Below are 24,537 nucleotides of genomic sequence, written 5' to 3'. Positions count from 1 at the left end.
TTCTTAATCCTCTTTTCTAACGATTTTTGCAAACTCATTTAGATAAATTTCTCTTATCTCATCCACGCTCTCATCGATATCATTTAGTTTAAATCTTCTGCCACCACTAACGCCAATTTTTTCAAATTTTACGCCAAATTTAGCAGCAAGTGTTTCAAATTTAGCCTCGTCTTTTACTCCTACGACTGCTCTTGAAAAGCTTTCATCAAAGATGAAATTTGGCTCTTTAAATTTCACCTCGCAGTTTATACCGATGTTTGAGATGCTAGCCATTTTTGCTAGCGTGATAGCAAGACCGCCTACGCCTACGCTATTTGCAAACTCTAAAATTTGTTCTTTATTTGCTTCGATCACTAGATCCCAAAGAGCTCGCTCAGCTTTATAATCAACCTCTTTTAGCTTTCCGCCAACCACGTTAAATAGCGCCTTTGCGTAAAGTGAAGCTACAAATTCTCCACTTGTCTCGCCAAGCAAGTAAATCGCCCTACCCTCGCTTAAAAATGTACTTTTTAGATTTAAATTTGTATCTTCATTGACGCCAACTGTTACGATGGCTGGTGTCGGATAGACGCTCACGCCGTCAGTGTCGTTATAGAGGCTCACGTTGCCACTCACGACTGGTGTATTTAGCTCACGGCAAGCCTCTTTTATGCCTTCACATCCCTCTTTAAACTGCCACATTACCTCTGGATTTTGCGGGTTGCCATAGTTTAGGCAGTCAGTGATCGCAAGTGGCACAGCACCGCTCATCGCTACTTTTCTGCCAGCTGCCGCGACCGCTCTTGCAGCGCCAATTTTAGGATCAACGAAATTTGCTCTAGGATCGCACTGCGCAGCCATAGAGACGGCCTTTTTAGTGCCTTTTACTCTAATACTTGCAGCGCCTAAGTGCCCAGGCTGTTTTATAGTATTTGTCTGAATATTTGCGTCGTATTGATCGTAGATGAAGCTTTTATTTAGCACTTCAGGCTCTTTTAAAAGCTTGAAAAATGCGCTTTTGTTATCAACATTATTTGGTATTTGTAAATTTACTATCTCATCAAGGTATTTTGGACGTGCGACTGGGCGATCAAGCACCGGAGCTGCCTCGCTAAGTGGGCCAATAGGGATTTCACCTGCAAGCTCACCGTGCCAATAAAGCTGCATCACGCCGCTACCTGTGACCTCGCCAATGATCTCAGCGTCAAGGTCCCATTTTCTAAAAATTTCAAGCACCTTTTGCTCATAGCCCTTTTTGGCACATATTAGCATACGCTCTTGAGACTCACTTAGCATTAGCTCATAAGGCGTCATACCAACTTCGCGCATCGGCACGCGGTCTAGATACATTTTCATGCCGCTACCGCTTCTGCCAGCCATCTCAAAGCTAGAGCTTGTTAGTCCTGCTGCGCCCATATCTTGGATGCCTATGATGTAGTCTTTTTTAAAGAGCTCTAAGCACGCTTCCATAAGTAGCTTCTCCGCAAATGGATCGCCCACTTGCACCGTTGGGCGAAGTGATTTGTTTTCGTCGTTAAAGCTATCGCTCGCCATAACAGCGCCACCAAGTCCGTCTCTGCCGGTCTTTGAGCCCACGTAAATGACTGGGTTGCCCACACCTTCAGCTTTGCCGTAGAAAATTTCATCACTTTTGCAAAGACCAAGCGCAAAGGCGTTGATTAGGATATTGCCATTAAAGCTAGGATCAAATGTGGTTTCGCCACCGATCGTTGGGATACCCATGCAGTTACCATAGTGTCCTATGCCAGCGACACTTCCTTTTAGTAGGTATCTATGTTTTTTAGCCAGCTCGCTCTCGCCTCTTATCTCGCCAAAACGAAGCGAGTTCATATTCGCAACAACTCTTGCACCCATAGTAAAGACATCTCTTAAAATTCCACCAACGCCAGTGGCAGCGCCTTGAAACGGCTCGATAAAGCTTGGGTGGTTGTGACTCTCCATTTTAAACACAGCCGCAACCCCGTCTCCAACGTCGATGACGCCGGCATTTTCACCAGGTCCTTGGATGACCCAAGGAGCTTTTGTCGGAAAGCCGTTTAGGTATTTTTTACTTGATTTATAGCTGCAGTGCTCACTCCACATCGCTGAAAATATGCCAAGCTCTAGTAAATTTGGCTCACGTCCTAAAATTTTTAAGATCTCTTCATACTCTTCATCGCTGATTTTATGTGCTTGTATGGTAGCTTTATCCATTGATGTAACCTTTTAAGAATTTTAAGCCATTTTACAATCTTGCTTATAAAAAGTTACTAAAAAGCCTTTTGAAATTTAGCAGAATAAAGCATTATTGAGAGAATTTTGCCTACTTTGATAAGGCCTTTTTATATTAGCATTTTAAAATTTATGCCAGTGTTTTATTTTTGCTAGCATAGTAATAAAAAGTGGCAAAATCTTAAAACCTAGCTCGTAGCTATTTTATTGCCACTTTTATTTATATTTGCAGTTTTGTTTCTAGTTTAAATTTCTATTTCGTATTTTTAAAAACTTTTTCAAGATGCGCTTCGTACTCTTTTAGGTATCTTGGCACATCTGGCATCTTGATCACATCATTGCACATAAAATATGGAAGCGGATTCATGCCCAAAAACTCATTTGCCTTTCTAAAATGAAAGTAAACTCCATCGATCCCACGTGCATCAAAAAACTCATTTGGATCGCTAAATGCCTCAGCTGGGGCATTCCAAGTAAGGCTTAGCATAAATTTCTTTTCATTTAGCAAGCCACCTTTGCCATAGTTTTTAGTTGGATCCGCCCTATTCCTGCCATCACTCGTATAAAGCTTGCCATGACCTGCAGTAAAGACCTCGTCGATGTATTTTTTCACTATCCAAGGCTCACCCATCCACCAAGCTGGCATCTGCCAAACTACCGCTTCCATCCAGAGAAATTTCTCAACTTCAGCCTCGATATCATAGCCTTGATCTATCACAGTTTGCTTTATCTAGTGACCCATTTTTGCGAGCTTCTCGCATGCAAGGTCGTGAAGTGTTTGATTTAGTCTACCATCTGAGTGGGCAAATTTTTTACCGCCATTTATAAGTAAAATTTTCATCGTATCTCCTTTAAAAAACGAAAATTTTAACCAAAAAAACTATCATTTTCCTAAACAAAAATGGCTAAACATCTCATCTAAAATTTCACTTCTTTCAAATGGCTTTGTGATACTTGCAAGCGCATTTATCGCACTATTTAGCTCATAAGCAAAAATTTCTAGTTCATCTTCGCTGAGCCTCAAAAACGCTCTTTTTAAAGCCTCGCTTGCCTCTTTACAGCTTAAAATTTGGCGGTTTGAGCTTAGCATGATCTCATCAGTATCTTGCATTTTGAGATAGTTTTCAAGCTCTTTTAAAACTACACTTGTATCGGTTTTTGCTGAAATTTTGATAGCACCCTCTAGCTCTATGTCAAATTTAAACGCCAGATCGCTTTTGTTTAAGATAAAAAAGGCTTTTTTGTTTGAGCTAGAAACGAGCCTAATTATATCTTTGTCTTGCTCATCGCTTGGGTTTGAGCCATCAAAGACAGCCAGGATAATGTCAGCTTCGTTTATGGCAGAAATAGAATAGTTTATACCGATTTGCTCGATCTTCCCAGCATCTTTTCTGATGCCAGCGGTATCTATTATACGAACTAGATGTGAGCCGATCTTAAAATTTTCTTCTATCCTGTCCCTAGTAGTGCCAGCTTCGTCACTAACGATCGCCCTCTCGTATGCCAAAAATGAGTTTAAAATAGAGCTTTTGCCAACATTTGGCTTACCAACGATAGCGATCTTAAAGCCATCTATCAGTCCTCTTCTTTGCTCGCTAAGTGTGGCTATGCGCTCTAGCTTCTCGCTATTTTTTAAAAGCATCTGCTTGATCTGCTCAAGCAAATTTGTAGGCAGATCATCATCAGCATAATCAATCATTGTCTCAACAAAGGCAAGAGTTTTTACAACTTCGCTTCTGATCTCTCCTACAAATTTACTAAGATCGCCTTGCATCTGGCGAGTCAAAATTTTAGCAGCGATCTCGCTTTTTGAAGTGATGAGCCCTTGCATAGCCTCAGCCTTAGCTAGATCCATCTTGCCATTTAAAAATGCTCGCTTACTAAACTCGCCTGGCATAGCAAGCCTCGCACCAGCCTTTATTAACTCGTTTAAAATTCTCTCGCTCACCATCACGCCACCATGAGTTTGAAATTCGACGATATCCTCGCCTGTAAAGCTTGCTGGAGCTTTAAAATATATAACGATGCCTTCGTCTAAAATTTCATCATCAAGGGAGTATATTTTGGCTAGTTTTGCGTATCTTGGCTCTAAATTTGAAAGTTTAAGGAGTTTTAAAGAGATAGCTAGGGCGTCCTTGCCGCTAAGCCTTACGATAGAAACTGAGCCGATGCCATAAGCTGTGGCAAGGGCTACGATAGTTTCACTCATTTTTTGAAAAAGTCATTTACAACGACAAATTTGCCGTCATTGCCACTTTTTATGCCGACATATTTATCTGGAAATTTTTCGCGGAGCTTCTCAAGTGCGATCTTGACCAAAACCCCGTCAAGTGGCTTTGTTTGAGCTCTGCCACTATTTTGCACACGCTCGATCACGCCATTTAGATATTGATCCATCATCGCTTCTTGATTTTGCAAAAATTGCGCGATTTCAAGGCGGATAGCAAGGTTGTATTTTGAGTTTAGCCAGTTATAAAGCATGTAAGATATCGCTTTATACCTATAACCTTCTTTACCTATAAGTAGAGCCGCATCAGCTCCATCAAGCTCTATAAGCACCGTTTCATCGTCAAATTTGCTAACTTCAATTTTACTAATATCAAAACAACTTGCCTTAAAAAGACGGTTCATGCCATCTTTTATCTCAGGTAAAATTTTATCAAAGTCGATTACAACTTTCTCTTTTTTCTCTTTTGGTAAAGCTTGAGGTGCGCTCTCTTCATCAGTTTGGTTGAAATTTTCAATAATAGAATTATCTAAAATATTTTTAGGAGCATTTTTGCTAGCTTGTGGCTCCTTTATTTCTTTTGGCTCGTCAAGTCTCTTTATCACATATCTCGGTTCAGCTTCTTCTTCACTCTTTTGAGCAAACGCATCTTTAGCTAGAGCTTCATTTTTTTCACTTAAATTTGACTTTTCATTTTTATGCTCTTTTTGCTCAAATTTAGTTTCACATTTTTCATCTCTATGTTTTTTAGGGCCTCGCTTTTTATCACTATGATCGTGTTTTTTAGCTTGCTTTTTATCTTCTTTTACGGCCTCGTTCTCATCATTTTTTTTAACAAAATTTTTATCATTTTTTGACTTGTGTTGTGGTTTTGACTGATTTTCTAAATTTGCTTCGATGATCACACTTCTTTTAAAAAATCCAAAAAAACCACTGCTTGGATGCTGTAAAACTTTTATATCAAGCTGAGTTACTGAGCAATTAAGCTGCTCAGCTGCCTTTTGAAACGCCTCTTGAAGGGTATTTGCTTCTATTTTCATTAAGCCTTTACCTCCGTAGCTTTTTTATGTTTTTCAAAAAGTTTATTTACAAATACTTGCTGAACAACTGAGCAAACGTTATTTACAAACCAGTAAAGTGTAAGACCAGCTGGGAATGTCACGAAGAAAAATGTAAATATAAGAGGTAAAAATTTCATCACCTTTTCTTGCATAGGATCAGTAAATGTCGTTGGTGTAAGCTTTTGCTGTAAAAACATCGTTAGCCCCATCAAGATAGGTAACACAAAATATGGATCCATTACTGAAAGATCGTGTATCCAAAGTATCCAAGGAGCACCTTTTAGCTCGATCGCATTTAATAAGACGCGGTAGATTGCAAAAAATACTGGGATTTGCAACAAGATCGGCAAGCAACCACCCATTGGATTTGCACCATGCTTTTTATAAAGCTCCATCATATGAACTTGCATTTTTTGCTTATCATCTTTATATTTTGTCTGAAGCTCTTTTACCTTTGGAGCAAGCTCTTTAAGCTTATTCATAGATAGCATACCCTTGTATGTAAGCGGGAATAAAACTATCCTTATAACAAGTGTTAGCACAACTATAGCCCAGCCCCAGTTGCCAATATAGTTATGCAAGAAATTTAAAAATGCAAACATAGGTTTTGCTATAAATGTAAACCAACCATACTCAATAACATCATTTAGTCTCTCGTCCATCGAGCTTAAAATTTTATGCTCTTTTGGTCCGATATATGCGCCTAATTTTAAATTATTATTTGCCTTTACAAAAAGAATAGGATTGTTGTTAGAATCTTTGTCTACGGCTACTTCAAATGGCTTTTCAAATGAGTAAAATAGCGTTGTATAGTATCTATCAGATGCGGCCGCTATTGTAGTATTTGCATAGTTTTTAACCTCTTTCGCATCACCATCTTCTATGATGTTTAGGCTATCGTCTGTATTCCTAAGCATAACGCCATGAACTGTGTAGCTATCTACCGCGATATTTGGTCTAAAGCCAGGAGTGATAAAATAATCAACGCTTTTACTTAAATTTACTTCAACCTCATAACGACCATTTGGGTAAAATTTGATATTTTTTGTGACTGTAACGCCGTATAAGCTTTGAGTAAGTTTTATAGTTTTAGGCTCGCTGCTAGCATCTATCTCACTAGCGTCACTTCTGTATGCGACCTTAAAAGCATCAGCATTTAAAGTGCTATCGTTAAATCTAAGCTCAAGTGGCAATGGATTTTGCGAAACAAGCTCGATTTTGTTACCATCTTCTGTTTTGTACTTATCTTCAGTTAGATAGAATTTTGAAATTCTTCCTAGCTTATCTATTTTTGCTTCGTAGCTTTGACCTTTGATCGTAGCGATTATCTCATTTGAAGCTAAATTTTCATTTGATTTTGGTGTATTTTGATTTATATTTGGAGCTTTATTTTGATCTATTGTTTGAGACATTGTAGTTTGGTTTTGCTCAGGTATCACTCTTTTTGGCATAAAAAAATCATACACTATAAAAAAAACAATAGATAAAAGTGCTGCAAGAAGCAACCTTTTTTGCATAGACATCTGTTCCATTTTAATTTTTTTCCTTTAATTTATCTAATACTTTTACGACATAAAATTTACTATTCTGACAAGGGATAAACCAAAAATTTATATTTCTGGTATCACTTTTTTGAAATATAAAACATAAGTTAAATTTTTTGTAGATGATTGGGTAGTTGATACCGCCTTTAAAAAGCTGATTACATTTTAAAATTCGCATGAAGGTTGCAAAAAAAGCAGAAAAAAAACTATTTGTTTGAAATTCCCAAATCGCGTATTGTGAGCAAGTCGGATAATAGCGACAGCTTTTTGGTAGAAGTATGGAAATATATTTTTGATAAAAAGCGATAGCTTTAATCGCAATTTTTTTCATTTTAAACATCCCATTTTTTTTGTAGACCAACTTAAATTTTTACAAATTTTTTCAAATGAAATTTCTGTAATTCCATTTTTTGCGATCATAATATATGTGCCATCTTTTAATTCACTAGAAATGTTAAAAAAAGCGGCTCTCAAAAGTCTTTTAGCTCTATTTCTAACTACCGCTTTTCCTACTTTTTTACTAGCAACTACTGCTATTTTTTTTTCATTTGTTGGTTTATAAAAAACAATGCAAGCATCACAATGCCACTTGCTAGCCTCTTTATAAACTTGAGAGAATTCTTTTGAGCCGCTTAACGACTCAAAACCAGCTAAGCAGCCAATCTTTTTCTACCTTTGGCACGTCTAGCGTTTATTACTTTTCGGCCATTTTTAGTTTTCATTCTTAAGCGAAAGCCGTGAGTGCGTTTTTTAGGGGTTTTATGAGGTTGATAAGTCCTTTTCATTTCTATCCTTAAAGTTAATATAAAAAGTGGGATTTTATCAAAGCAATACTTAAATTCCTTTGAATAACTTAGCTTAAAAAGCCACAACTCAAACTTTAAGCAAATCAAGTTATAATCCAAAAATGAATTTTAATAAAGACAATAGGCTTTTAAAAAAATTATTTTTCTTAAAACTAATTGGCTATAAGTTTATTGATAAAAATTTTCTTAGTCTAAGCAATTATCATGATTACAACAATATTGATGAGCTAAACTGCGAAGTAAAAAAATGTTCTCTTTGCTCTTTGCGAAATAGCTCAAAAGGCGTAACAGCTGGCATCGGTAATGAAAATAGCAAAATTATGTTTATATTATTTTCTAAAAAAAGTGATTCTTATGAAAATAACAGTAAAAAATTTTTAGAAAATGCCATAAAAAATAGTTTGAATTTAGATATAAAAGAAATTTATATAAGTTTTCTACTTCGGTGTGAAATTTCACAAAATGATGATAAAAGTCCGATTTTAAGCCGTTCTATTGAGCTTTGTCGTCCTTATTTGTTTGAAGAGATTAGGCTAATAAAGCCAAAGATAATCGTGACTTTAGGAGAGAAGGCTTTTATGCATTTATACCCAAATTTATTGTTAAAAAGCGGATTTTCAAGCATAAGAGGTAGTATTTTAAAAAATGAAAATAGCCTTATTTTACCAACGTTTTCGCCAGAGTGGATCAGCAAAAATCCTAGTTTTGAAAATATTTTTATAGATGATTTAAGTAAGATCAAAGGAGTGATATGAGAAAAATTTTACTTTTTTTAGCCATTTTTTCGACTATTTTTGCATCGCAAGATGAGATAAATTTTGAGAGTAATGTTACAAAAAACCAAAGTCTATCAAGCATACCTCCAGCAAAGATTACTTATATAAATTTAGAACCAGAATTCTGTGATAATGCCTGCTTAAATGAGCTTATTAAGGCTGATTTACTGGCTAGTTTTATGGCGAGATTTGAGCCAGCAAAAATAGACGATAACGCTCTTTTGGAGCTTTATATCTCTCTTGGTGGTGAAGCTATTTTAAAAGTTAATAAAAGCGGCAAAATCGCTGTAATCATCCCACAAAAGATTATAAAATCTTATGCAAATGTTGTATCAAACGCGGTCTTAAGCTATATCTTAAAGCAAGACGCAGATATCGAGATCAAATTTATAAATAGCAACGATGAAAGCCCACAAAGTCTTACAAATGCTATGCAAACGGCTAGAGCCCAAGGCTTTAATTATTTTATCGCAGCCCTTACATCAAATGGTGCAAACATTATAAATTCGCTAGTTCTATCAAATGAGCTTATCTACATTCCAAGCGTTCATAGCTCCTTTATCATAAATCCAAAGCCAAATTTGATCTTTGGTGGCATTGATTATAAAGAGCAAATTTCAGCTTTACTGGCCTACTCGAATGAAAAGATAGTTGCATTTGATGATGGCAGTTCATTAGGGCAAAAGCTAAATGAATATGTCCGCATGCAAAGTAGCGATTATCACGAAGCCTCTATCGTAGGCAAAGATATAAATTTAAATGATACTTTAAGCAAAAAATCCAAGTTTGATGACGCAAGTATATTTTTAAACATCCCAATCGTAAAAGCTTCTCTTGTAGCAACGCAGATGAGGGGCTTTGAGATAAAGCCATACGCACTTTTAAGCACACAGATAAATTTTTTACCAAATATCTTTAATGCCATCGCACAAAGAGATAGACAAAATCTTTTCATTGCAAACTCACTAAATCCTGTTAACGACTTATTTTTGGGGCTTGGTGATCTTTTTGATGTAGATTTTAGATATTCGCAAATCGGCTATTCAAGCGCTTTTGGTACCGAGTATATATACACAAATTTTATAGATAAAAGTGCCGATAGAATTTTTACCGAAAGAGTTGAAAACTCTCAAGTTTTATATGGAGTTAAAATTTACAACGCAAAAGGCGACCACTTTGACGAAGCAAATCAAGAAATTTTGCTCGATCAAAATAGCTCGATGTAAAAGCACAAAGTGGCTAAAGTTAAATTTCTAAACTTAGCCACGATTTAAAATTTAGAATTCTCCAAAAATTTCTTTATCTCATCATTTATCTTAGCAAGCTTCTCTTCTTTCATAAAGGCTAACGTAATCGTCGCTCTAAAGAGTAGTTTTTCGACATTTTTGTCATCAAATTTATAAATTTCTTGCTCCAAAACAAGACTAGCTTTTTTAAGCTCTAAAATTTTGGTTCTAACAAATACTTCATCGCCAAGCACGGCAGAAGCTATAAATTTAGCCTCAAGCGATGAAACTACAAAGTATCCGCTCTCTTTTGTGAAATTTAGCCCAGCCTGAAAAAATGCTTCACTTCTAGCTCGCTCGCAAAATTTTATGTAGTTTGTATGATAGACTATGCCACCAGCATCGGTATCTTCGTAGTAGATTCGTATTTTCACAGTATTTCCTTAGACTTTTACATTAAGCCCAATTTTACTGAATTTTCTTAAAAGCCCCATTATATCCGTCTCTTTTTCCTCATGCGTCTTTAAATGTTGCCTGCGAGCGCCGCTAAAATCGAAATTTACGTTTGCGTTAAATCCGTTTACGCCGCTTATCATATTAATCCTTTTAAGCCTTTATATCCACGCTCTTAGCGTTAAATTTCATCATCGCCCGAAGTTCTTCTAAATTTTTTCTAGTATTTTGCTCTATCCCTTTGTCGTATTTTCTGTTTTTATCCAGCATCTTTTGCGTTCGCTTTTCTTGCCTGATTAGCTTTTCTAGGCGTTTTTGCGCCTCTTTCATATCCTCTTGCATTATTTCAAAGAGACTTTTTGATTCTTTGTCGTCGTCGCTGACGTTTATCTCGCCGACAAATTTTAAACTCCTTGCAAAATCTACGAAATCTTTTAAATCTTGAGGCAATGAATCCACTAAAGATTGCGAGTATTTATCGTATTTATGTCCATGCAAGTCGGTAAAGGCTTTAATTTTTGCTTGGTACTCTTGTGAGGATATGTTTTTATCCAGCCCGTTAATCTTGCCGTGATAGGTGGTTTCACCTTCTATGGCGTGACTATTTTTGTTTAAAATGCCGACCAAAAGCCCGCCTTTGGTTATATTGCCGTCTTTATCGGTATATTTGTCTTTTGTAGTATCAAAATACATCCCGCTGTTTATATCTTCTTTGCCGCCACTGTTGCTGTTTAATATATCGGTAGATGGTTTTAAGCTCTTATGCTCTGAGTAGTAACCGATAGTGGAGCTATTATAAAAAGTAGTCGTTATGCTAGTTCGTTCATTTCTTTGAAAGCTACTATCGGCTCCCATATAGTCTGATATTTTGCTATGAAGCTTTAATACCTTGAGCGTTTTATTGTCGTATTCGTATCCTTGAGGAAATTTGGCAAGGTCTTCTTTGTTAAAACTTTCTTTGGAATTTAAAACGTCCTCGCCGACTACTTGGGATAAAATTTTATATGCATTGCCGACTGTTTTGGCTATATCTATGTTTTTAAAATCGGCTTTTAAAATGCCCGAATTAGTATTTACGTTCACGAGCGATTTTAAGGTATCTGAGTGGATTTTGTAGTCCTTTGGAATACCTGTAGCTTCGTTAAATTCGGACGTAAAATATCCGTCCGCATCTACTTTATAGCCTAAAACTTCGTTAAATTTGTGCTCGACCGTATCCGGCTGCGAGATTTCATTTTTATATATGATTTGACTCTTTATGCTATGTTTTTCATTTAACTGAAAATTTTTAGTAACACTAGAAAACCCACCGATACCGCTTAACATCATAAATCCTTTTGAAATTTTGTTTTAAGCTAGATCGGCAAAATTGAAAAAATATCTAGTAAAAATAATAAAAACTATCAAAAAGCCATACAAAATTTCTATGCCGAAAGTTAAAATTACTCGCGCATCTTTCTCGTCGCCAGATCGCACTTGGCACCGCGAGTAATCATCAAAGACTGATCGTAAAATAAAATAAGCACCACCGAAACCCCGACGCCTAGAGCTAGCGATACCGTCGTGGTCGTGATCGCGTTATCGAAAAATATGATTAGATATTCGTTTTTCTTAGCGATATCAGGCTCGTTTAGAAACGAAAACAGCGCCAAGATGCCCTTATACGCGTAGACTCCGGGCACCATCGGTAAAAGTGCGGGAAACGCGATGATCTCGGCGGGCACTTTGAGCCGTTTGGCAAAGAGCATACCTAAAATCCCGCTTAAAAAAGAGACGATAAGAGTGGCGACGCTGATGTTAAAAAATCCCATCTGCATGATCCAAAAGCGGCTAGCGTGCGCAAACGCCGCAAGCAGCGCGCAAAATGCGAGAGTCCTTTTTGGCGGTGAGCTAGCGTAGGCAAAGCCAAGCCCCGCCACCGCGGCAAAAGCGCCGTCTATGAGAGTCGCAGTCAAGAGCTCAAACATGTAAAATCTCCGCATTGCTAAGCGAGAGCGTGATATAGACGCCAACCGCGATGCAAAGTATCAGGATGCCCGTGCTCACGGCTCTGCTGATGCCTACAAGCGTGTTGTCGTTTAGGATATCAAAGACCGAGTTTATGAGAAAAACGCCCGGCATCAAAAATAGTATCGACGAGCCGATCGCCACGTCGCTAGTGTGCGTAAAGCCGTAAAATACGCCAAGATAGGCGATAAAAGAGACCACGAACGAAACTAGGACGTACTGGATTTTTAAATTTACGCCCATTTTAGCAAGAGCAAATCTAAGGCTATACCCCACGAGCGTAGCGAAAAATACGCATACGACCGAGCCGGCATCGCCGCCAAAAAGCTTACAAAACGCCGCATTTGCAAGGCTTATTAAAATAAGCGAGCTTGCAAATTTATTCGCCCCTATTCGCATGACGCCCTCAAACTGCTCTTTTGCCTCCTCTAAGCTTAAATTTTCATCCAAAATCCGCCAGCTAAGCGATGAAAGCTCGGAAATGCGGTTAAAGCTCACCTGCCCCAGCGGGATCTTTTTTACGTAAGTTCGGCGCAGGGAGTTGTCGACCGAGTCCATGACGCTAATCGTAAAATACTTCACGAAAATCGTCACGCTAATATCGTAGCCGTAGTGTTTAGCTATGCGATCTACACACTTTTCTACACGCGCTGTGTAGGTGCCAGCGCTCACCATCGCCGTCGTGTATTTGGCTAAAAAATTTGTTAAAACTTGAATATCAGGCTTTGCGTTCATTTTGGCTAATCTTAAATTTCACAAAAAATAAAATGATTTGTAAAACAAGCATGATTTTCATCACATATTCACTCGCGCTATGCATTTTGGCAAATTCAGCCGTCTGTGTCGCATCGACCCCCAAATTTTGAGCATAAACTATAAAAGGCGTAAAGAAAAATACAAAGCTAAAAGCTAAAGCCAAATTTAAAAAAGCAAGCATTAACATGCTAAATTTTAGTGAAAAAATAAGCTTTTTTCTAAGATCAAATAGCTCGCTAATCATTACAACTATGCTTATAAAAAGCAAAATATAATTAAATTTCAAAAATATCTTTGTCATCATTTGACCGCTCATAAAATGCGTAAGCACACCATCTCCTATGATGCTTTGTGGGAAAAATATGACTGGCGCCACCAAAATACCAAGCGTTAGCTCAGCTCCTATAAGTACTGCCAAAAGCAAAAAATAAATTCCTCTCAAACTCTCTCCTTTATATTTTTAACTTCGCGCAAAAGCCTCTATCAAAACCAGCCAAATCTTTGTAAAAACTATACTCAAAACCATTGACCTCTAAGAATTTTTGCATACTTGCTTTTTGATCGTACCCCATCTCACAAGCAACGTTTTTGATATTACGATCTTTGGCTATAAGAATAATGTCTTTTAAGATTTCATCTCCTACTTCGCCTCCAAAGAGTGCACTTTCTGGTTCATTTAGCACAAATTTACTAAGTTTATAGCTTCTTGCAATATATGGCGGATTTGAAACCAAAATATCAATATCTTCTAAAATTTCATCCACATAAGAGCAGTTTAAGAATTTGATCCTCCCACCTACATCAAATTTATCTGCATTTTTTTTAGCAAGCATCAAAGCTTTTTCATTGATGTCTGTCGCTACGATATTTGCCTTTGTTTTTAGAGCTAGCATGATACTAATAATTCCACTTCCTGTGCCTATTTCTGCGATCTTTGGTTCATTATATTCGCGTGAAATTTCTATTACTTTATCCACTAAAATTTCTGTTTCAGGTCTTGGGATCAACACTCCGCTTTCCACGTAAAAATCAAGCCCATAAAAGCTAGCTTTACCAGTTATATATTCAAGAGGCTCATAGTTTTCATACCTTTTAACTAGAGCAAAATAGCCGCTCTCATCAACTTCTTTTTTTTGATTTAAAAATATCCATTCAATGCTCACGTCAAGATAGTTCATAAGCAAAATTTTAGCCACTCTGCTTGGATTTTGGCAAAGTGAGCTTAGCCTTAAACTAGCCTCTTTAAGAGCTTCTTCAATTTTCATTTTCCAGCTCGTTTATACGCTCAAAGAGGCTTGGGTGCGAATGATAGACGAACGCGTAGAGCGGATGAGCCTTCGGGAAGGCCTTGTTTTCGCTGCCTAGCTTTTTTAGCGCGCTTATCATGTCGGCTTTGTTTGAAACCTCGCCTACGAATTTATCGGCGCCAAATTCGTTCGCGCGGCTAAAATACGAGCTCACCGGCGAAAATAAAAATCCGAAAATCGGCGAAAAAAGTAGCAAAAACACGATCGTTCCGCCGCCTCCGCTATGAAGCCCAAGCGCTTGATACGCCGCGTCTGGGATATTGCCGAATATCAAAAACATAGCAAAAAGCATAACCGCGCTTAGAGCTATCATTTTTAGGATATCTTTGTGCTTAAAATGCCCCAGTTCATGCCCCAAAACGGCGATTATCTCCTCTAAACTTAGTTTTTTAACGAGCGTGTCGAAAAGCACCACGCGTTTAGTCACGCCAAGGCCGCCGAAATAGGCGTTTAAGCGGTTGTCGCGCTTGCTAGCGTCTATCGTAAAAACGCCGCTACTTTTAAACCCGCACTGCGCTAAAAGCCCTTCTATACGGCTTTTTAGCTCTCCCTCTTCCAGCGGCTGCATTTTGTTAAAAATAGGCGCGATGAGCGTCGGATAGATGAGATTTATCACGAGCGCGACCGAGAAGCTAAGCAAAAACGCCCAAAACCACCAAAAATCGCCCAAAAATCTAATGCAAAGCAGTACTAGCCACACAAATAGCGTGCCAAAAACCAGCGTTAGCGCGAGCGTTTTAAGCAGATCTAGCGCGAAAATTTTAGGCGTTACGTTTGAAAAGCCGAGCTTTTTATCTTTGACGAAGGTTTCGTAGATATTTAGCGGCAGTTCTAGCAGCGACGAAACGAGCAAAAATACCATAACCATAAAGACGTTGTCGCCTATATCTCCCGTTTTATAGGCATGCCCCGATATCGCACCAAGCCCCCAGCAAGCCCACATCATAAATATCGCGGCGTGATAGAGAAGGCTAATTAGCTCGAATTTTTGATTGCTTATCGCTGCGGCGACGGCAGTTTCGTATTCGCTCTGCGATAAAACGACGGCAGGCTTTTTAGCCTCAGCGCGGATAAAGCCTATCTGCAAAATCGCCAGCCACGCCTTTGCGGCAACGTAAAAAAAGTAAATACCGAGCAAAAAATAAAACATATTTTTACACCCTATTTTAAAAAATTATCGTAAAACGAGCTGATAAAAAGCACCAAAATGATAAACGGCACGACGAATTTGATATACCAAAACCAGATATTTATTAGTTTTGCATGCTTTTCACTACCTTGAAAAATTTCTTTTTTTGCATCATCTTTTAGCACCCAACCTACGAATATTGCACACCCAAATGAAGTAAACACAAAAAATATCGTTGCGCTTATTGCATCATATGCATCAAAAATATTCTTACCAAAAATGTTTACGTGACTTAGTATGTTTGTAGCCATTAGCGAAGGCAAATTTCCTAAAACAAATATACCTCCAAGGACTAAAAATATTGCTTTCTTGCGTTTTATCTTAAATTTTTCTTGAAGTGTCGTGATTATTACTTCATATATTGGTAGCGATGTTGTAAGTGCAGCGATCATTAATAGTGCAAAAAAAGCAACCGCGAAAAAACCACCAAATGGCATGTGAGAAAAAACAATTGGTAGTGATTTAAATACCAAACTTGGGCCACTATCTGGCGATACGCCGTAGCTAAAAAGAGAAGGAAATATCATAAAGCCTGCAAGCACAGCGATTACCGTATTTAAAATGCCTGTAATGATAGAAATTTTAACCAAACCCTCATCCTTTTTCACAAAGCTAGAAAGCGTGATCATCACACCAAAACCAAGCGAAAGAGCAAAGAAGACCTGCCCCAAAACATCGACAAAAAGCTTTAAATTTATCTTTGAGAAATTAGGCGTTAAGTAAAATTTCACACCTTCTATTGCACCATCTAGCGTGATATTTTTAGCGATCATAATAAGCATTAAAATAAAAAGTAGTGGCATTAAAAATTTCGCTGATCGCTCGATACCACCGACCGCACCTTGCACCAAAATAGCGTAATTAACCAGCACAAAAACAAGCGTCGCAAAGCTGATAGCAAGTGGATTGCTTACGATATTTTGCTCATAAAACGCACTTGTCTCCTCAAAACTAACCACATGCGAGAGATCAAGCAAACCAAATGAAATTTGGGCGATGTAGTTTAGCACCCATCCGCCAATGACCATATAGTAAGCCATAATGCCAAAAGCACCAACAAGTCCCATCCAGCCAACGATCTGCCATTTTTTGCTGATCTTTTTGCCATTTATCGATCCGCCAAAAGCATCCACGGCGTTGCATTTTAGGCGTCTGCCGATCGCGTTTTCAGCCAAAATCATCGGTATGCCGATCACGATCATCGCGATACAAAACACGAGTACATAGGCACCGCCGCCGTTTTGCCCGACTAAATACGGAAAACGCCACGTCGCACCAAAGCCAACCGTAGCTCCTGCAACAGCTAAAATGTATGTGAGCCTTGAACTCCAAGATTTTCTATCCATCTTTTTGCCTTTGTGAAAAATAGGGATTATATAAAAAAATTGATTAAATTTTGCTAGCAATAAGCGGTGTTAGGATGCAAGCTCAGTTTTTTTGTTAATTCTAAGAATTTTTACGAATAATTTTTCTTTCACGTTTTGTTTTTATTGACAATTTTAGACAACTGCTTAAAAATAAATTTATTGGTGCAAAACACCAAATTCCACATATCCTTCTGTTGCAATAAACAATATCCAGCCCTCCTTGGGACCACAAAAATAGTGATGCTCTGGGATATTTTCAACTATAAATTTTAAAAAATCGCAAAAATACTCAGGCGCAAATTTAATCTCTATATCTGTTAGACTATCGCCGATGTAGTTTATATCGTCACTTAAAATTTTACTTTTGATGCTTGGATTTGAGCTGAGGAATTTTTTAATGTCTGCAAAATTTTTATATTCAGCCGTTTTGTAACCTTTTAAATTTTGCAAAAGCGGCTTTGAGCCAATAAAGGTAAAATTTTGCTCTATAAATTTCGCTCCATCATTACTCACGCACCAATTTTCACCAAAATTTGACAAAAAAGTAAGCATCTCATCATTGGCTGAGATGAAATTTGAAACTAAATTTTTCTGACTCATTTGCCTCCTTTTTTATAAAATTTAGTAAACTGCCCCATAATCCTTTAAAAACAAAGATCGCATAAAAATTAATGATTAAATTTAGGATTGTGGATAATTTTTTATTGCTAATTCGCACATAAAACTGGTTCAGGTTTTAGCTTCACGCTTGGAGCTGTTTTGCTAAAGCTTATGAGATCCTCTGTCGTTTGGATACTAAAGGGTAGGCGCGTGAGACAAACTTTAAAAATTTCAGCCGCAGCTATTGCGTCATTTAACGCTCTGTGGTGGGTATTGTTTATGCCAAGAAGCTCTTTTAGCGAGCCAAGTCCGTATTTTTGCGAAGCGATAGTGCGGCGGCTAAGATCGATGGTGCAAAGCTTTCTATTTAGCAACACACCAAGGCCGATCTCATTTAGGCTATGAGAGATAAATCCGTAGTCAAAATTTACGTTGTGCGCGATAAAGACGCTAGTTCCAAGAAAAATTTTAAACCGCTCAAGTACATTTAGCAAATTTGGCGCACCGACTAAATCGCTAGCCTTTATGCCAGTTAGCTCGGTGATATTTTCAGGCACCATAGGAGCTGTTATAAAGCTTTCAAAACGCCCTATTTCAACGCCATTTTTCATTTTTATTGCACCGATTTCAATGATCTGTCCGCTCGTCGTACCACCAGTCGTTTCGATATCAACCACGCAAAATTCCTGTTCACTAATATCTCTAAATCTTGTGCCAAGCTCGATCTCATTCTCTTCATTTCTGGTAATGTCAAGCCCAAGGGTTCGCCACATATCAAGATCGCGCACGTCAATGAGTGATGAAATTTCTTCAATATCGCTAAATCTTAAAATAAACTCATGGTAGCCTAAATTTTGCTTGGCTAAAATTTCAATGCTATTTTCTAAACGCTGTTTTTTTGGTTTCAAAACTCAAGCTTTATGGCGCGAATGGCTTGTTCGTAGGAATTTGATGAGAAGATGTAGTTGCCAGCCACCAAAATATCAGCTCCAGCCTCTTCAAGATCAGGAGCATTTAGTCCGTTTACGCCGCCATCTACTTCGATCAGACACTTAGCGTTTTTTCGTTCTATCAGCTCTCGTAGCGCCCTTGTTTTTTCAAGCACGACTGGCATAAATTTCTGACCGCCAAAGCCAGGATTTACGCTCATCAAAAGCACCATATCGACTTCATCAATAATATGCTCGATCGCACTAACTGGCGTATGCGGATTTAACACGATTCCAGGACCAACGCCATTTTTTCTGATGTGATCGATGAGCCTTAATGGATGCTTCTCTTCTTCGATATGAAAGGTTAGAAATTTTGGCTTTAGTGGCAAGAAAAGATCAGCAAAAAACGAGTTATTTTCAACCATCAAATGTATATCAAGTGGCTTTGTGGCTGCTTTAGCAACGGCATTTACCACAACTGGTCCGATGGTTAAATTTGGCACAAAATGTCCATCCATAACATCAACATGCACCAGATCGCACCCAGCCTCGCAAATGGCTCTTATCTCAGCTGCCAAATTTCCAAAATCAGCCGATAAAATACTAGGTGCAACATACATTTCTTCTCCTTACTTGGTTACAAATACAAAGCCTATTTCGTCATCTTTTACATCTAGTATATTCATGATGCCTACACTATTATGATCAAAAAAAACATCATCGGATAAAATTTTAGGCAAGCTAACTTTTACTTTTATGCCTTTTTGCCAAAGATGAGTCAAAAATTTATCCGTAATGATACTAAAAATTTGAGAATATCCACTTAAATAATCATTTGAATCATCGCCTTCAGGCATAAAAATAGAGCAAATTTTATCTAATTTATCTTTTTTTACTCCAAATAGCACTCTTGCGTAAATATCACCATAATACTGAACACAAATACGTAAATAATCGCACTCATCCTCTATGTCAAGCGCACTAACTTTGGTATCAACACACAAAATTTCTTCTTCTGCTAACTGTGAGATAATTTTACTCGCAATTTGCGTCACATAAGATGAAATTTGAGCAACGCTCTTGTTGATATCTACTGGCTCTGCATCAAACTCTCTTTTTTTAAGATAAAAAATAGTGTCATCTTTGTAAAAGTCATTTAAATTTTTATAGATAAATATATTTGCATCTTTAAGGTACGTTACTAATTCAATAGATAAATTTGATTCGTTTATGCCACAAAGCGAAATAAATGCACCTGATCTTTTGCTAATGTTAGCAAGTTTGATTAGAAATTTTGCACCCCTTATATTTAAAGCGCCAGAAATATTTACCCATAAAATAAAAAATTTATATCCGATTTTTAGCATAATGTCATGAGCTGACATATCAAAATCTTCAATAAAATCTGAGTCCATAAAACTTTTTATGGCATAAACAACGACACCATCTTTTATAAAAGTATCTATCTGATTTTGTCTTAATCTCACATGATTTAGCTGTGATACTGCATAACTATATAAATTCTTTTTTTTATTAAACTCGGTCGCATCTCTAGCCTCAACCACATCAAATGAGCGATTTTTTAGGTAATTAGCTAAATAGTGCTTATATTGCTCAGTTGAGTTATAAATTAAAACTTTGTCATTTGCGTTATTTAGAAATTTATTTAAAAACAAGCTTGCAATATTTTCACTTTCAAACATCGAAATATTTGAAATATTCTTAACTGTTTTCATCATCAATTCATAAAAAATTTCATTGTAATCGCAAATCGCAAATACTACCCCATGCTTTTGTGCTTCTTCGCTTAAATTTTCAATTATTCTGCCAAGCCAAATAGGGCTAAAAAATGTAACATTTTTTAGTGAAAGCAGTATAGCGCTGATGTCGCGCGATGAAATTTGGTTTATATATTTTTCACTTAATTTTAATGAAACATTCTCTGCTTCCAAAAAACCAAAAGGCCTTATAATTGCCATAGAACCATTAAAAGTTAATTTCATTTTTGTAGAGCTTTTTTAATAAATATAATGGTTTGCATCTCTGGGTAAACATTGATATCTAAAATTTTATCAACTCCAAAATCATAAAATTCAGGCCTACTGGACTCATAAGAGAGCAAAATCTCAAAAAAGCAAAGCATCTCTTTATCAATCTTGCTTAATGATTGTTTGTTCATATTCATCGCTTTTAAAAAAATATCCCAAAAACTAAAGCCATGTTTTTTTTGTAAAATTTTATTATAGCTTACGTCAGAATACGAAATAACATCTGACATATAAGATGGAAATTTCGAAAATAAATTCTCACACACTATAATACAGGCTATAGAATACGGAGCAAGCGATAAATAGTTATAGTTCTTTTCTTTAAAAGAATTTAATATCTTTAGCCAATCTGATAAAATTTTAGCATTAAGCTCGATTAAATCGACGATTTTAAAATTAAATACCTTATAAATTTTTGGGGATTTTAAAAATATAAAATAAGAAAGCACTATCGCTCTAAAAGTATCAATGCCAAGCATATTTGCTATTACTACCAAATCGTCGCCATCATAGGGAATATCAAATTTTGTACGTTTAAAAATGGAGTTAAAATAAGTTTTAAAAGATGCTATATTTTGTAAAGTAATAACTGATTCAGTTACATTACCAGCTAGCAAAAAGTGCTCGATCTTTTCAAAAAGAGTTGGCATCTGTAAAACAAAATCAACATTTTTTTCGATCAACTCTTTACTAAGCATTTTGTATCACTCAAGATTTCTAAATATTTTTTGCTATTTATAATTTATAGACAAAGGCGTTATTTTATCTAGATTATTAATAAAAATCAATTCTTTTAAAAAAGAATCTATTTAAGCATTACTTTTGTTTGTTTTAGATAAAATCAGCAGAAATTTTTGTTTATAAGGAAAAAAAATGTCAAAAAGATGTGCGATAACAGGCAAAGGACCGATGATAGGCAACAATGTGAGCCACGCTAACAATAAAACTAAAAGAAGATTCTTGCCAAATCTTAGAACGATTCGTGTTACACTAGAAGATGGTACTACAAGAAAGATAAAAGTTGCTGCTTCTACTCTAAGAACAATGAAAAAACAATCAAACTAAGAATATAAAATGAAGAGGAATTTATGTCTTTTCTCTCAAGACTTTTAAAATTCCTCAACTGGTCAAACTCTACAAAACCAGAAATAAGCCTAGATACTGAGCTTTATGAACAATTAAAACCTTTTAGATTTCCACTAATTTCAGTCGTATTACTGTTACTTTTTGGAACATTAGGTTATGTCTTAATAGATAATTTCTCGCTAATAGATGCCTTTTACCAAGCTGGCATGACTTTTACAACAGTTGGTTTTACCGAAGTTGCTCCAATAACTCCAAAGGGCAGAATTTTTACTATCACATTTATACTTATTGGTTTTATTATATTTACGCTATCGATTGGTATTGTGGTTGAGGTTTTAAAAAGAGGTACATTAATTAGCATTTTAAAGGAACGACGCATGCTTTATAGGATCGCAAGACTAAAAAATCACTTCGTTATTTGTTATCACAATCTATACACAATCGAACTTAGTGCTCAATTTCGCGAAAATCATATACCTTTTGTAGTGGTCGATGATAGAGAAGATATCGCAGAGCTAGCTCAAATTTATAAATATCCATATTTCATAAAAGCTCAGCCACACACACAAATTGCCTTTTTGAAAACACATCTATCAAGTGCAAAAGGACTTATAACTCTTAGCTCAAATATTGCTGATAATATCGCCCTTATAGCATCTGTAAGACTTTATGAAAAAGAGATAGGTCGCAGAAAGCCTTATCATATCATCACAAATGCAGAGACAGAAGACGATACGCAAAGATTAAAAAAATTAGGCGCCGACAATGTGGTAAGTCCATCTCGCTTAGTCGCGCAGCGATTAAGTGCCATGAGCGTAAGGCCGGACATGGAAAATTTATTAGAGCAGTTTTTGTATACAAAAAATTCACCTATCGATATAGAAGAAATTCTTGTTCCTGATTACTCTTGGATAAGATTTAAAAGACTAAAAGAGACTCATCTACGAAATATCACGAATGCGGACATAGTAGGCATTAGAGATATAAATAATAATTTTGTACCAATGCCAAATGGCGATACATTAGTAGGGACAGGATCAAAGCTTTTAGTTATCGGTACCGTTGATGGAATACGTCTAACCAAGCGCGTTGTAAAAAGCAAACACAAACCTGAAGAATTTAAATACGTATAAAATAAATTTTTCTACTTGCTCTTTTTAAAAATTTAAGCAATGGCTTGGCACCTTTTTTATATCCAAGCATTTACAAAGTCTTGATAAAATTTCTCAAATTTTTATAGGAGCCGATATGTTACATGAATATACAGACCTTATAAATGAGCTAAAGAAAACCGATGCTCGTTTTGCTACTCTTTGCAAAAAACATGATGAACTAAATAAAAAAATAGACGACAATCTGGCAAAACCATCTGAAATTGATAATTTAAAGAAAGAGAAGTTAAAACTAAAAGACGAAATTTATGCTCAAATTTTAAAATACAAAGAGCAAAAATAAATTTATTTAAATTCTAAAATTAGATAATAAATTCTGGTTCAAATTTTGTCCCATTTACTCGAACTATTCTTGCTGGTATACCAACGACTGTCGCGTTTGCTGGGACATTTTTTAACACAACTGAGTTTGCGCCGATCTTAGCATTTTCACCGATCGTTATGGCACCTAGTATCTTTGAGCCAGCTGCGATAGTCACACCATTTTTTACAGTCGGATGCCTTTTGCCACACTCTTTTCCAGTGCCTCCAAGTGTTACTTGATGATACATCATTACATCATCGCCTATCTCAGCCGTCTCACCGATAACCACACCCATGCCATGATCTATAAAAAATCTCCTGCCGATCTTTGCGCCTGGGTGGATCTCGATGCCTGTTAAAAATCTTGCAATTTGTGAGATGAGTCTAGCTAGAAAAAAATGCTCTTTTTTATATAAAAAATGAGAAATTTTATGAAACAAAACCGCATGAATACCAGGAGTGTTTATAAGTATTGCCAAAAAGCAACACTTATGTACCGATGGGTCTTTTTCACGAACAGTTTGAACTAGCTCCTTTAGACTCTCCCACATATTTTTATGCTCCGTAAAGCTCTGTGCTTAAGTATCTTTCGCCATTATCTGGAGCTATGAAAAGTACTTTTTTGCCAGCGCCAAGTCTTTTAGCTACTCTTTTTGCAGCCACATAAGCAGCACCACCACTTATACCTATCATGAGTCCATCACTTTTTGCAATTGCTCTAGCTGCGTTTAGTGCGTCATCGTTGCTTACTTTTTCTACCTCGCTAACTAAGCTCATATTCATAGTATTTGGTAAAAATCCGGCTCCAATTCCTTGAATTTTATGTGGTCCTGGGTTGCCACCACTTAAAACCGGCGATGCCTCAGGCTCAACTGCGATGATCTTAGTATCATAGCCCTTTTCTTTTAAAATTTTTGCTACGCCACTTATTGTACCACCTGTGCCAACACCAGCTACAAATGCATCAAGCTTACTAAAATCAGCCACAATTTCAGCTGCTGTTGTTAGTTCGTGAGCTTGTGGGTTATACTTGTTTTCAAACTGGCTTAGCATTACGTGATTTGGCTGAGCTGCTAGCTCTGTAGCTCTTGCGATCGCTGCTTTCATACCACCAGACGCTGGAGTAAGCTCAAGCTGTGCACCATAAGCAGCTACGATCTTACGTCTTTCGATACTCATGCTCTCTGGCATGCAAAGTATCACTTTAAAACCAAGTGCAGCACCGCACATCGCTACACCAATGCCAGTATTTCCGCTCGTTGGCTCAACGATAGTATCACCATGTTTTAGCGTACCGTCAGCTAGCATCTTAGTTATCATATTAAATGCAATCCTATCTTTTACAGAGCCACCTGGGTTAAAAAACTCTAGTTTTACGTAAATTTCGGCTTCATCAGCACCTGTTTTTATCTTTACAATAGGTGTATTACCAATCGTTTTAACGATATTATCGTAAATCATCACTC

At 36.9% G+C, this 24,537-nt stretch carries 28 protein-coding genes and 1 pseudogene; 5 read left to right on the top strand and 24 right to left on the bottom strand.

The features are described 5' to 3' along the window. Positions 1 to 3: 3 nt before the first annotated feature. From purL to rpmH, 8 genes and pseudogenes are all read right to left on the bottom strand, one after another. Positions 4 to 2,193, bottom strand: a complete 2,190-nt coding sequence (gene purL, locus G6W45_RS02635; protein ID WP_194167420.1) for a phosphoribosylformylglycinamidine synthase subunit PurL — start codon at positions 2,191 to 2,193, stop codon at positions 4 to 6. Positions 2,194 to 2,464: 271 nt separating this feature from the next. Further along, positions 2,465 to 3,052 (bottom strand): annotated as a pseudogene (locus G6W45_RS02630) (NAD(P)H-dependent oxidoreductase). A gap of 42 nt (positions 3,053 to 3,094) precedes the next feature. Next, positions 3,095 to 4,420 carry a tRNA uridine-5-carboxymethylaminomethyl(34) synthesis GTPase MnmE gene (mnmE, locus tag G6W45_RS02625; protein WP_194167419.1) on the bottom strand — a complete coding sequence of 442 codons (1,326 nt, stop codon included), beginning with the start codon at positions 4,418 to 4,420 and terminating at the stop codon, positions 3,095 to 3,097. Next, positions 4,417 to 5,478 (bottom strand): Jag N-terminal domain-containing protein, encoded by a 1,062-nt coding sequence (locus G6W45_RS02620; RefSeq protein ID WP_194167418.1) that lies wholly within the window; start codon positions 5,476 to 5,478, stop codon positions 4,417 to 4,419. The genes mnmE and G6W45_RS02620 overlap by 4 nt, the downstream gene beginning before the upstream one ends. Beyond that, on the bottom strand, positions 5,478 to 7,031 hold the full coding sequence (gene yidC, locus G6W45_RS02615; RefSeq protein ID WP_194167417.1) for a membrane protein insertase YidC: 1,554 nt from the start codon (positions 7,029 to 7,031) through the stop codon (positions 5,478 to 5,480). The genes G6W45_RS02620 and yidC overlap by 1 nt, the downstream gene beginning before the upstream one ends. A 1-nt stretch (position 7,032) precedes the next feature. Next, positions 7,033 to 7,374, bottom strand: a complete 342-nt coding sequence (yidD, locus tag G6W45_RS02610) for a membrane protein insertion efficiency factor YidD (RefSeq protein ID WP_194167416.1) — start codon at positions 7,372 to 7,374, stop codon at positions 7,033 to 7,035. After that, entirely contained in the window at positions 7,371 to 7,706 is a 336-nt protein-coding gene (gene rnpA / locus G6W45_RS02605; protein ID WP_072594909.1) for a ribonuclease P protein component, read from the bottom strand. Before rnpA ends, yidD begins: the two co-directional genes overlap by 4 nt. After that, positions 7,694 to 7,828, bottom strand: coding sequence for a 50S ribosomal protein L34 (gene rpmH, locus G6W45_RS02600; RefSeq protein ID WP_002940373.1), 135 nt, complete (start codon positions 7,826 to 7,828; stop codon positions 7,694 to 7,696). Before rpmH ends, rnpA begins: the two co-directional genes overlap by 13 nt. A 122-nt stretch (positions 7,829 to 7,950) precedes the next feature. Here rpmH and G6W45_RS02595 point away from each other — a divergent pair, with 122 nt between their 5' ends. Next, positions 7,951 to 8,604 carry a uracil-DNA glycosylase family protein gene (locus G6W45_RS02595; protein WP_194167415.1) on the top strand — a complete coding sequence of 218 codons (654 nt, stop codon included), beginning with the start codon at positions 7,951 to 7,953 and terminating at the stop codon, positions 8,602 to 8,604. Beyond that, complete coding sequence (locus G6W45_RS02590; RefSeq protein ID WP_194167414.1) at positions 8,601 to 9,851, top strand: hypothetical protein; 1,251 nt, start codon at positions 8,601 to 8,603, stop codon at positions 9,849 to 9,851. The genes G6W45_RS02595 and G6W45_RS02590 overlap by 4 nt, the downstream gene beginning before the upstream one ends. A gap of 44 nt (positions 9,852 to 9,895) precedes the next feature. Here the strand turns inward: G6W45_RS02590 and G6W45_RS02585 are convergent, their stop codons facing one another. The 14 genes from G6W45_RS02585 to G6W45_RS02520 all read right to left on the bottom strand — a co-directional run bounded on the left by G6W45_RS02585 (position 9,896) and on the right by G6W45_RS02520 (position 21,208). After that, positions 9,896 to 10,285, bottom strand: coding sequence for a YbgC/FadM family acyl-CoA thioesterase (locus G6W45_RS02585; protein ID WP_103589450.1), 390 nt, complete (start codon positions 10,283 to 10,285; stop codon positions 9,896 to 9,898). Between the two features lie 9 nt (positions 10,286 to 10,294). Continuing rightward, positions 10,295 to 10,447 (bottom strand): hypothetical protein, encoded by a 153-nt coding sequence (locus G6W45_RS02580; RefSeq protein ID WP_194167652.1) that lies wholly within the window; start codon positions 10,445 to 10,447, stop codon positions 10,295 to 10,297. A 10-nt stretch (positions 10,448 to 10,457) separates the two neighbouring features. Next, positions 10,458 to 11,630, bottom strand: a complete 1,173-nt coding sequence (locus G6W45_RS02575; protein ID WP_194167413.1) for a Cj0814 family flagellar-dependent secreted protein — start codon at positions 11,628 to 11,630, stop codon at positions 10,458 to 10,460. Positions 11,631 to 11,746: 116 nt separating this feature from the next. Next, positions 11,747 to 12,271, bottom strand: a complete 525-nt coding sequence (locus G6W45_RS02570) for a threonine/serine exporter family protein (protein ID WP_194167646.1) — start codon at positions 12,269 to 12,271, stop codon at positions 11,747 to 11,749. After that, a complete protein-coding gene (locus G6W45_RS02565) occupies positions 12,264 to 13,046 on the bottom strand; it encodes a threonine/serine exporter family protein (RefSeq protein ID WP_194167412.1) in 783 nt (260 codons plus the stop codon). The genes G6W45_RS02570 and G6W45_RS02565 overlap by 8 nt, the downstream gene beginning before the upstream one ends. After that, positions 13,030 to 13,509, bottom strand: a complete 480-nt coding sequence (locus G6W45_RS02560; protein WP_194167411.1) for a DUF4149 domain-containing protein — start codon at positions 13,507 to 13,509, stop codon at positions 13,030 to 13,032. The genes G6W45_RS02565 and G6W45_RS02560 overlap by 17 nt, the downstream gene beginning before the upstream one ends. A 10-nt stretch (positions 13,510 to 13,519) precedes the next feature. Next, the gene (prmC, locus tag G6W45_RS02555; RefSeq protein WP_194167410.1) at positions 13,520 to 14,332 is read right to left on the bottom strand and encodes a peptide chain release factor N(5)-glutamine methyltransferase; all 813 of its coding nucleotides are present in this window, start codon (positions 14,330 to 14,332) and stop codon (positions 13,520 to 13,522) included. Next, the gene (locus G6W45_RS02550; RefSeq protein ID WP_194167409.1) at positions 14,322 to 15,524 is read right to left on the bottom strand and encodes a M48 family metallopeptidase; all 1,203 of its coding nucleotides are present in this window, start codon (positions 15,522 to 15,524) and stop codon (positions 14,322 to 14,324) included. The genes prmC and G6W45_RS02550 overlap by 11 nt, the downstream gene beginning before the upstream one ends. Before the next feature lie 11 nt (positions 15,525 to 15,535). After that, positions 15,536 to 16,909 (bottom strand): sodium-dependent transporter, encoded by a 1,374-nt coding sequence (locus G6W45_RS02545; protein WP_194167408.1) that lies wholly within the window; start codon positions 16,907 to 16,909, stop codon positions 15,536 to 15,538. Between the two features lie 177 nt (positions 16,910 to 17,086). Then, positions 17,087 to 17,530: a hypothetical protein gene (locus G6W45_RS02540; protein ID WP_194167407.1), complete on the bottom strand. Its 444-nt coding sequence runs from the start codon at positions 17,528 to 17,530 to the stop codon at positions 17,087 to 17,089. Positions 17,531 to 17,637: 107 nt separating this feature from the next. Next, complete coding sequence (locus tag G6W45_RS02535) at positions 17,638 to 18,438, bottom strand: 3'-5' exonuclease (protein WP_194167406.1); 801 nt, start codon at positions 18,436 to 18,438, stop codon at positions 17,638 to 17,640. Next, a complete protein-coding gene (rpe, locus tag G6W45_RS02530; protein ID WP_087576873.1) occupies positions 18,435 to 19,082 on the bottom strand; it encodes a ribulose-phosphate 3-epimerase in 648 nt (215 codons plus the stop codon). The genes G6W45_RS02535 and rpe overlap by 4 nt, the downstream gene beginning before the upstream one ends. A 9-nt stretch (positions 19,083 to 19,091) precedes the next feature. Further along, positions 19,092 to 20,465, bottom strand: a complete 1,374-nt coding sequence (locus G6W45_RS02525) for an anti-sigma factor antagonist (RefSeq protein ID WP_194167405.1) — start codon at positions 20,463 to 20,465, stop codon at positions 19,092 to 19,094. After that, positions 20,462 to 21,208, bottom strand: a complete 747-nt coding sequence (locus G6W45_RS02520; RefSeq protein ID WP_194167404.1) for a hypothetical protein — start codon at positions 21,206 to 21,208, stop codon at positions 20,462 to 20,464. The genes G6W45_RS02525 and G6W45_RS02520 overlap by 4 nt, the downstream gene beginning before the upstream one ends. A 175-nt stretch (positions 21,209 to 21,383) precedes the next feature. Here G6W45_RS02520 and rpmB point away from each other — a divergent pair, with 175 nt between their 5' ends. From rpmB to G6W45_RS02505, 3 genes are all read left to right on the top strand, one after another. Beyond that, positions 21,384 to 21,575 (top strand): 50S ribosomal protein L28, encoded by a 192-nt coding sequence (gene rpmB, locus G6W45_RS02515; RefSeq protein ID WP_021090707.1) that lies wholly within the window; start codon positions 21,384 to 21,386, stop codon positions 21,573 to 21,575. Positions 21,576 to 21,598: 23 nt separating this feature from the next. Next, positions 21,599 to 22,729, top strand: coding sequence for a potassium channel family protein (locus G6W45_RS02510; protein ID WP_021090478.1), 1,131 nt, complete (start codon positions 21,599 to 21,601; stop codon positions 22,727 to 22,729). A 115-nt stretch (positions 22,730 to 22,844) separates the two neighbouring features. Next, a complete protein-coding gene (locus G6W45_RS02505; protein ID WP_087576870.1) occupies positions 22,845 to 23,051 on the top strand; it encodes an HP1242/YdcH family protein in 207 nt (68 codons plus the stop codon). Positions 23,052 to 23,070: 19 nt separating this feature from the next. Here the strand turns inward: G6W45_RS02505 and epsC are convergent, their stop codons facing one another. Then, positions 23,071 to 23,622: a serine O-acetyltransferase EpsC gene (gene epsC, locus G6W45_RS02500; RefSeq protein WP_084041512.1), complete on the bottom strand. Its 552-nt coding sequence runs from the start codon at positions 23,620 to 23,622 to the stop codon at positions 23,071 to 23,073. A 4-nt stretch (positions 23,623 to 23,626) separates the two neighbouring features. After that, positions 23,627 to 24,532: a cysteine synthase A gene (gene cysK / locus G6W45_RS02495; RefSeq protein ID WP_085657533.1), complete on the bottom strand. Its 906-nt coding sequence runs from the start codon at positions 24,530 to 24,532 to the stop codon at positions 23,627 to 23,629. Positions 24,533 to 24,537: the final 5 nt, after the last annotated feature.

Origin of the sequence: Campylobacter concisus (assembly GCF_015229955.1) — a bacterium.
In the GTDB taxonomy this organism is placed as follows: domain Bacteria; phylum Campylobacterota; class Campylobacteria; order Campylobacterales; family Campylobacteraceae; genus Campylobacter_A; species Campylobacter_A concisus_AT.
The sequence above is the reverse complement of the archived record's forward strand: the minus strand, read 5'-3'. Positions and strand labels throughout refer to the sequence as shown.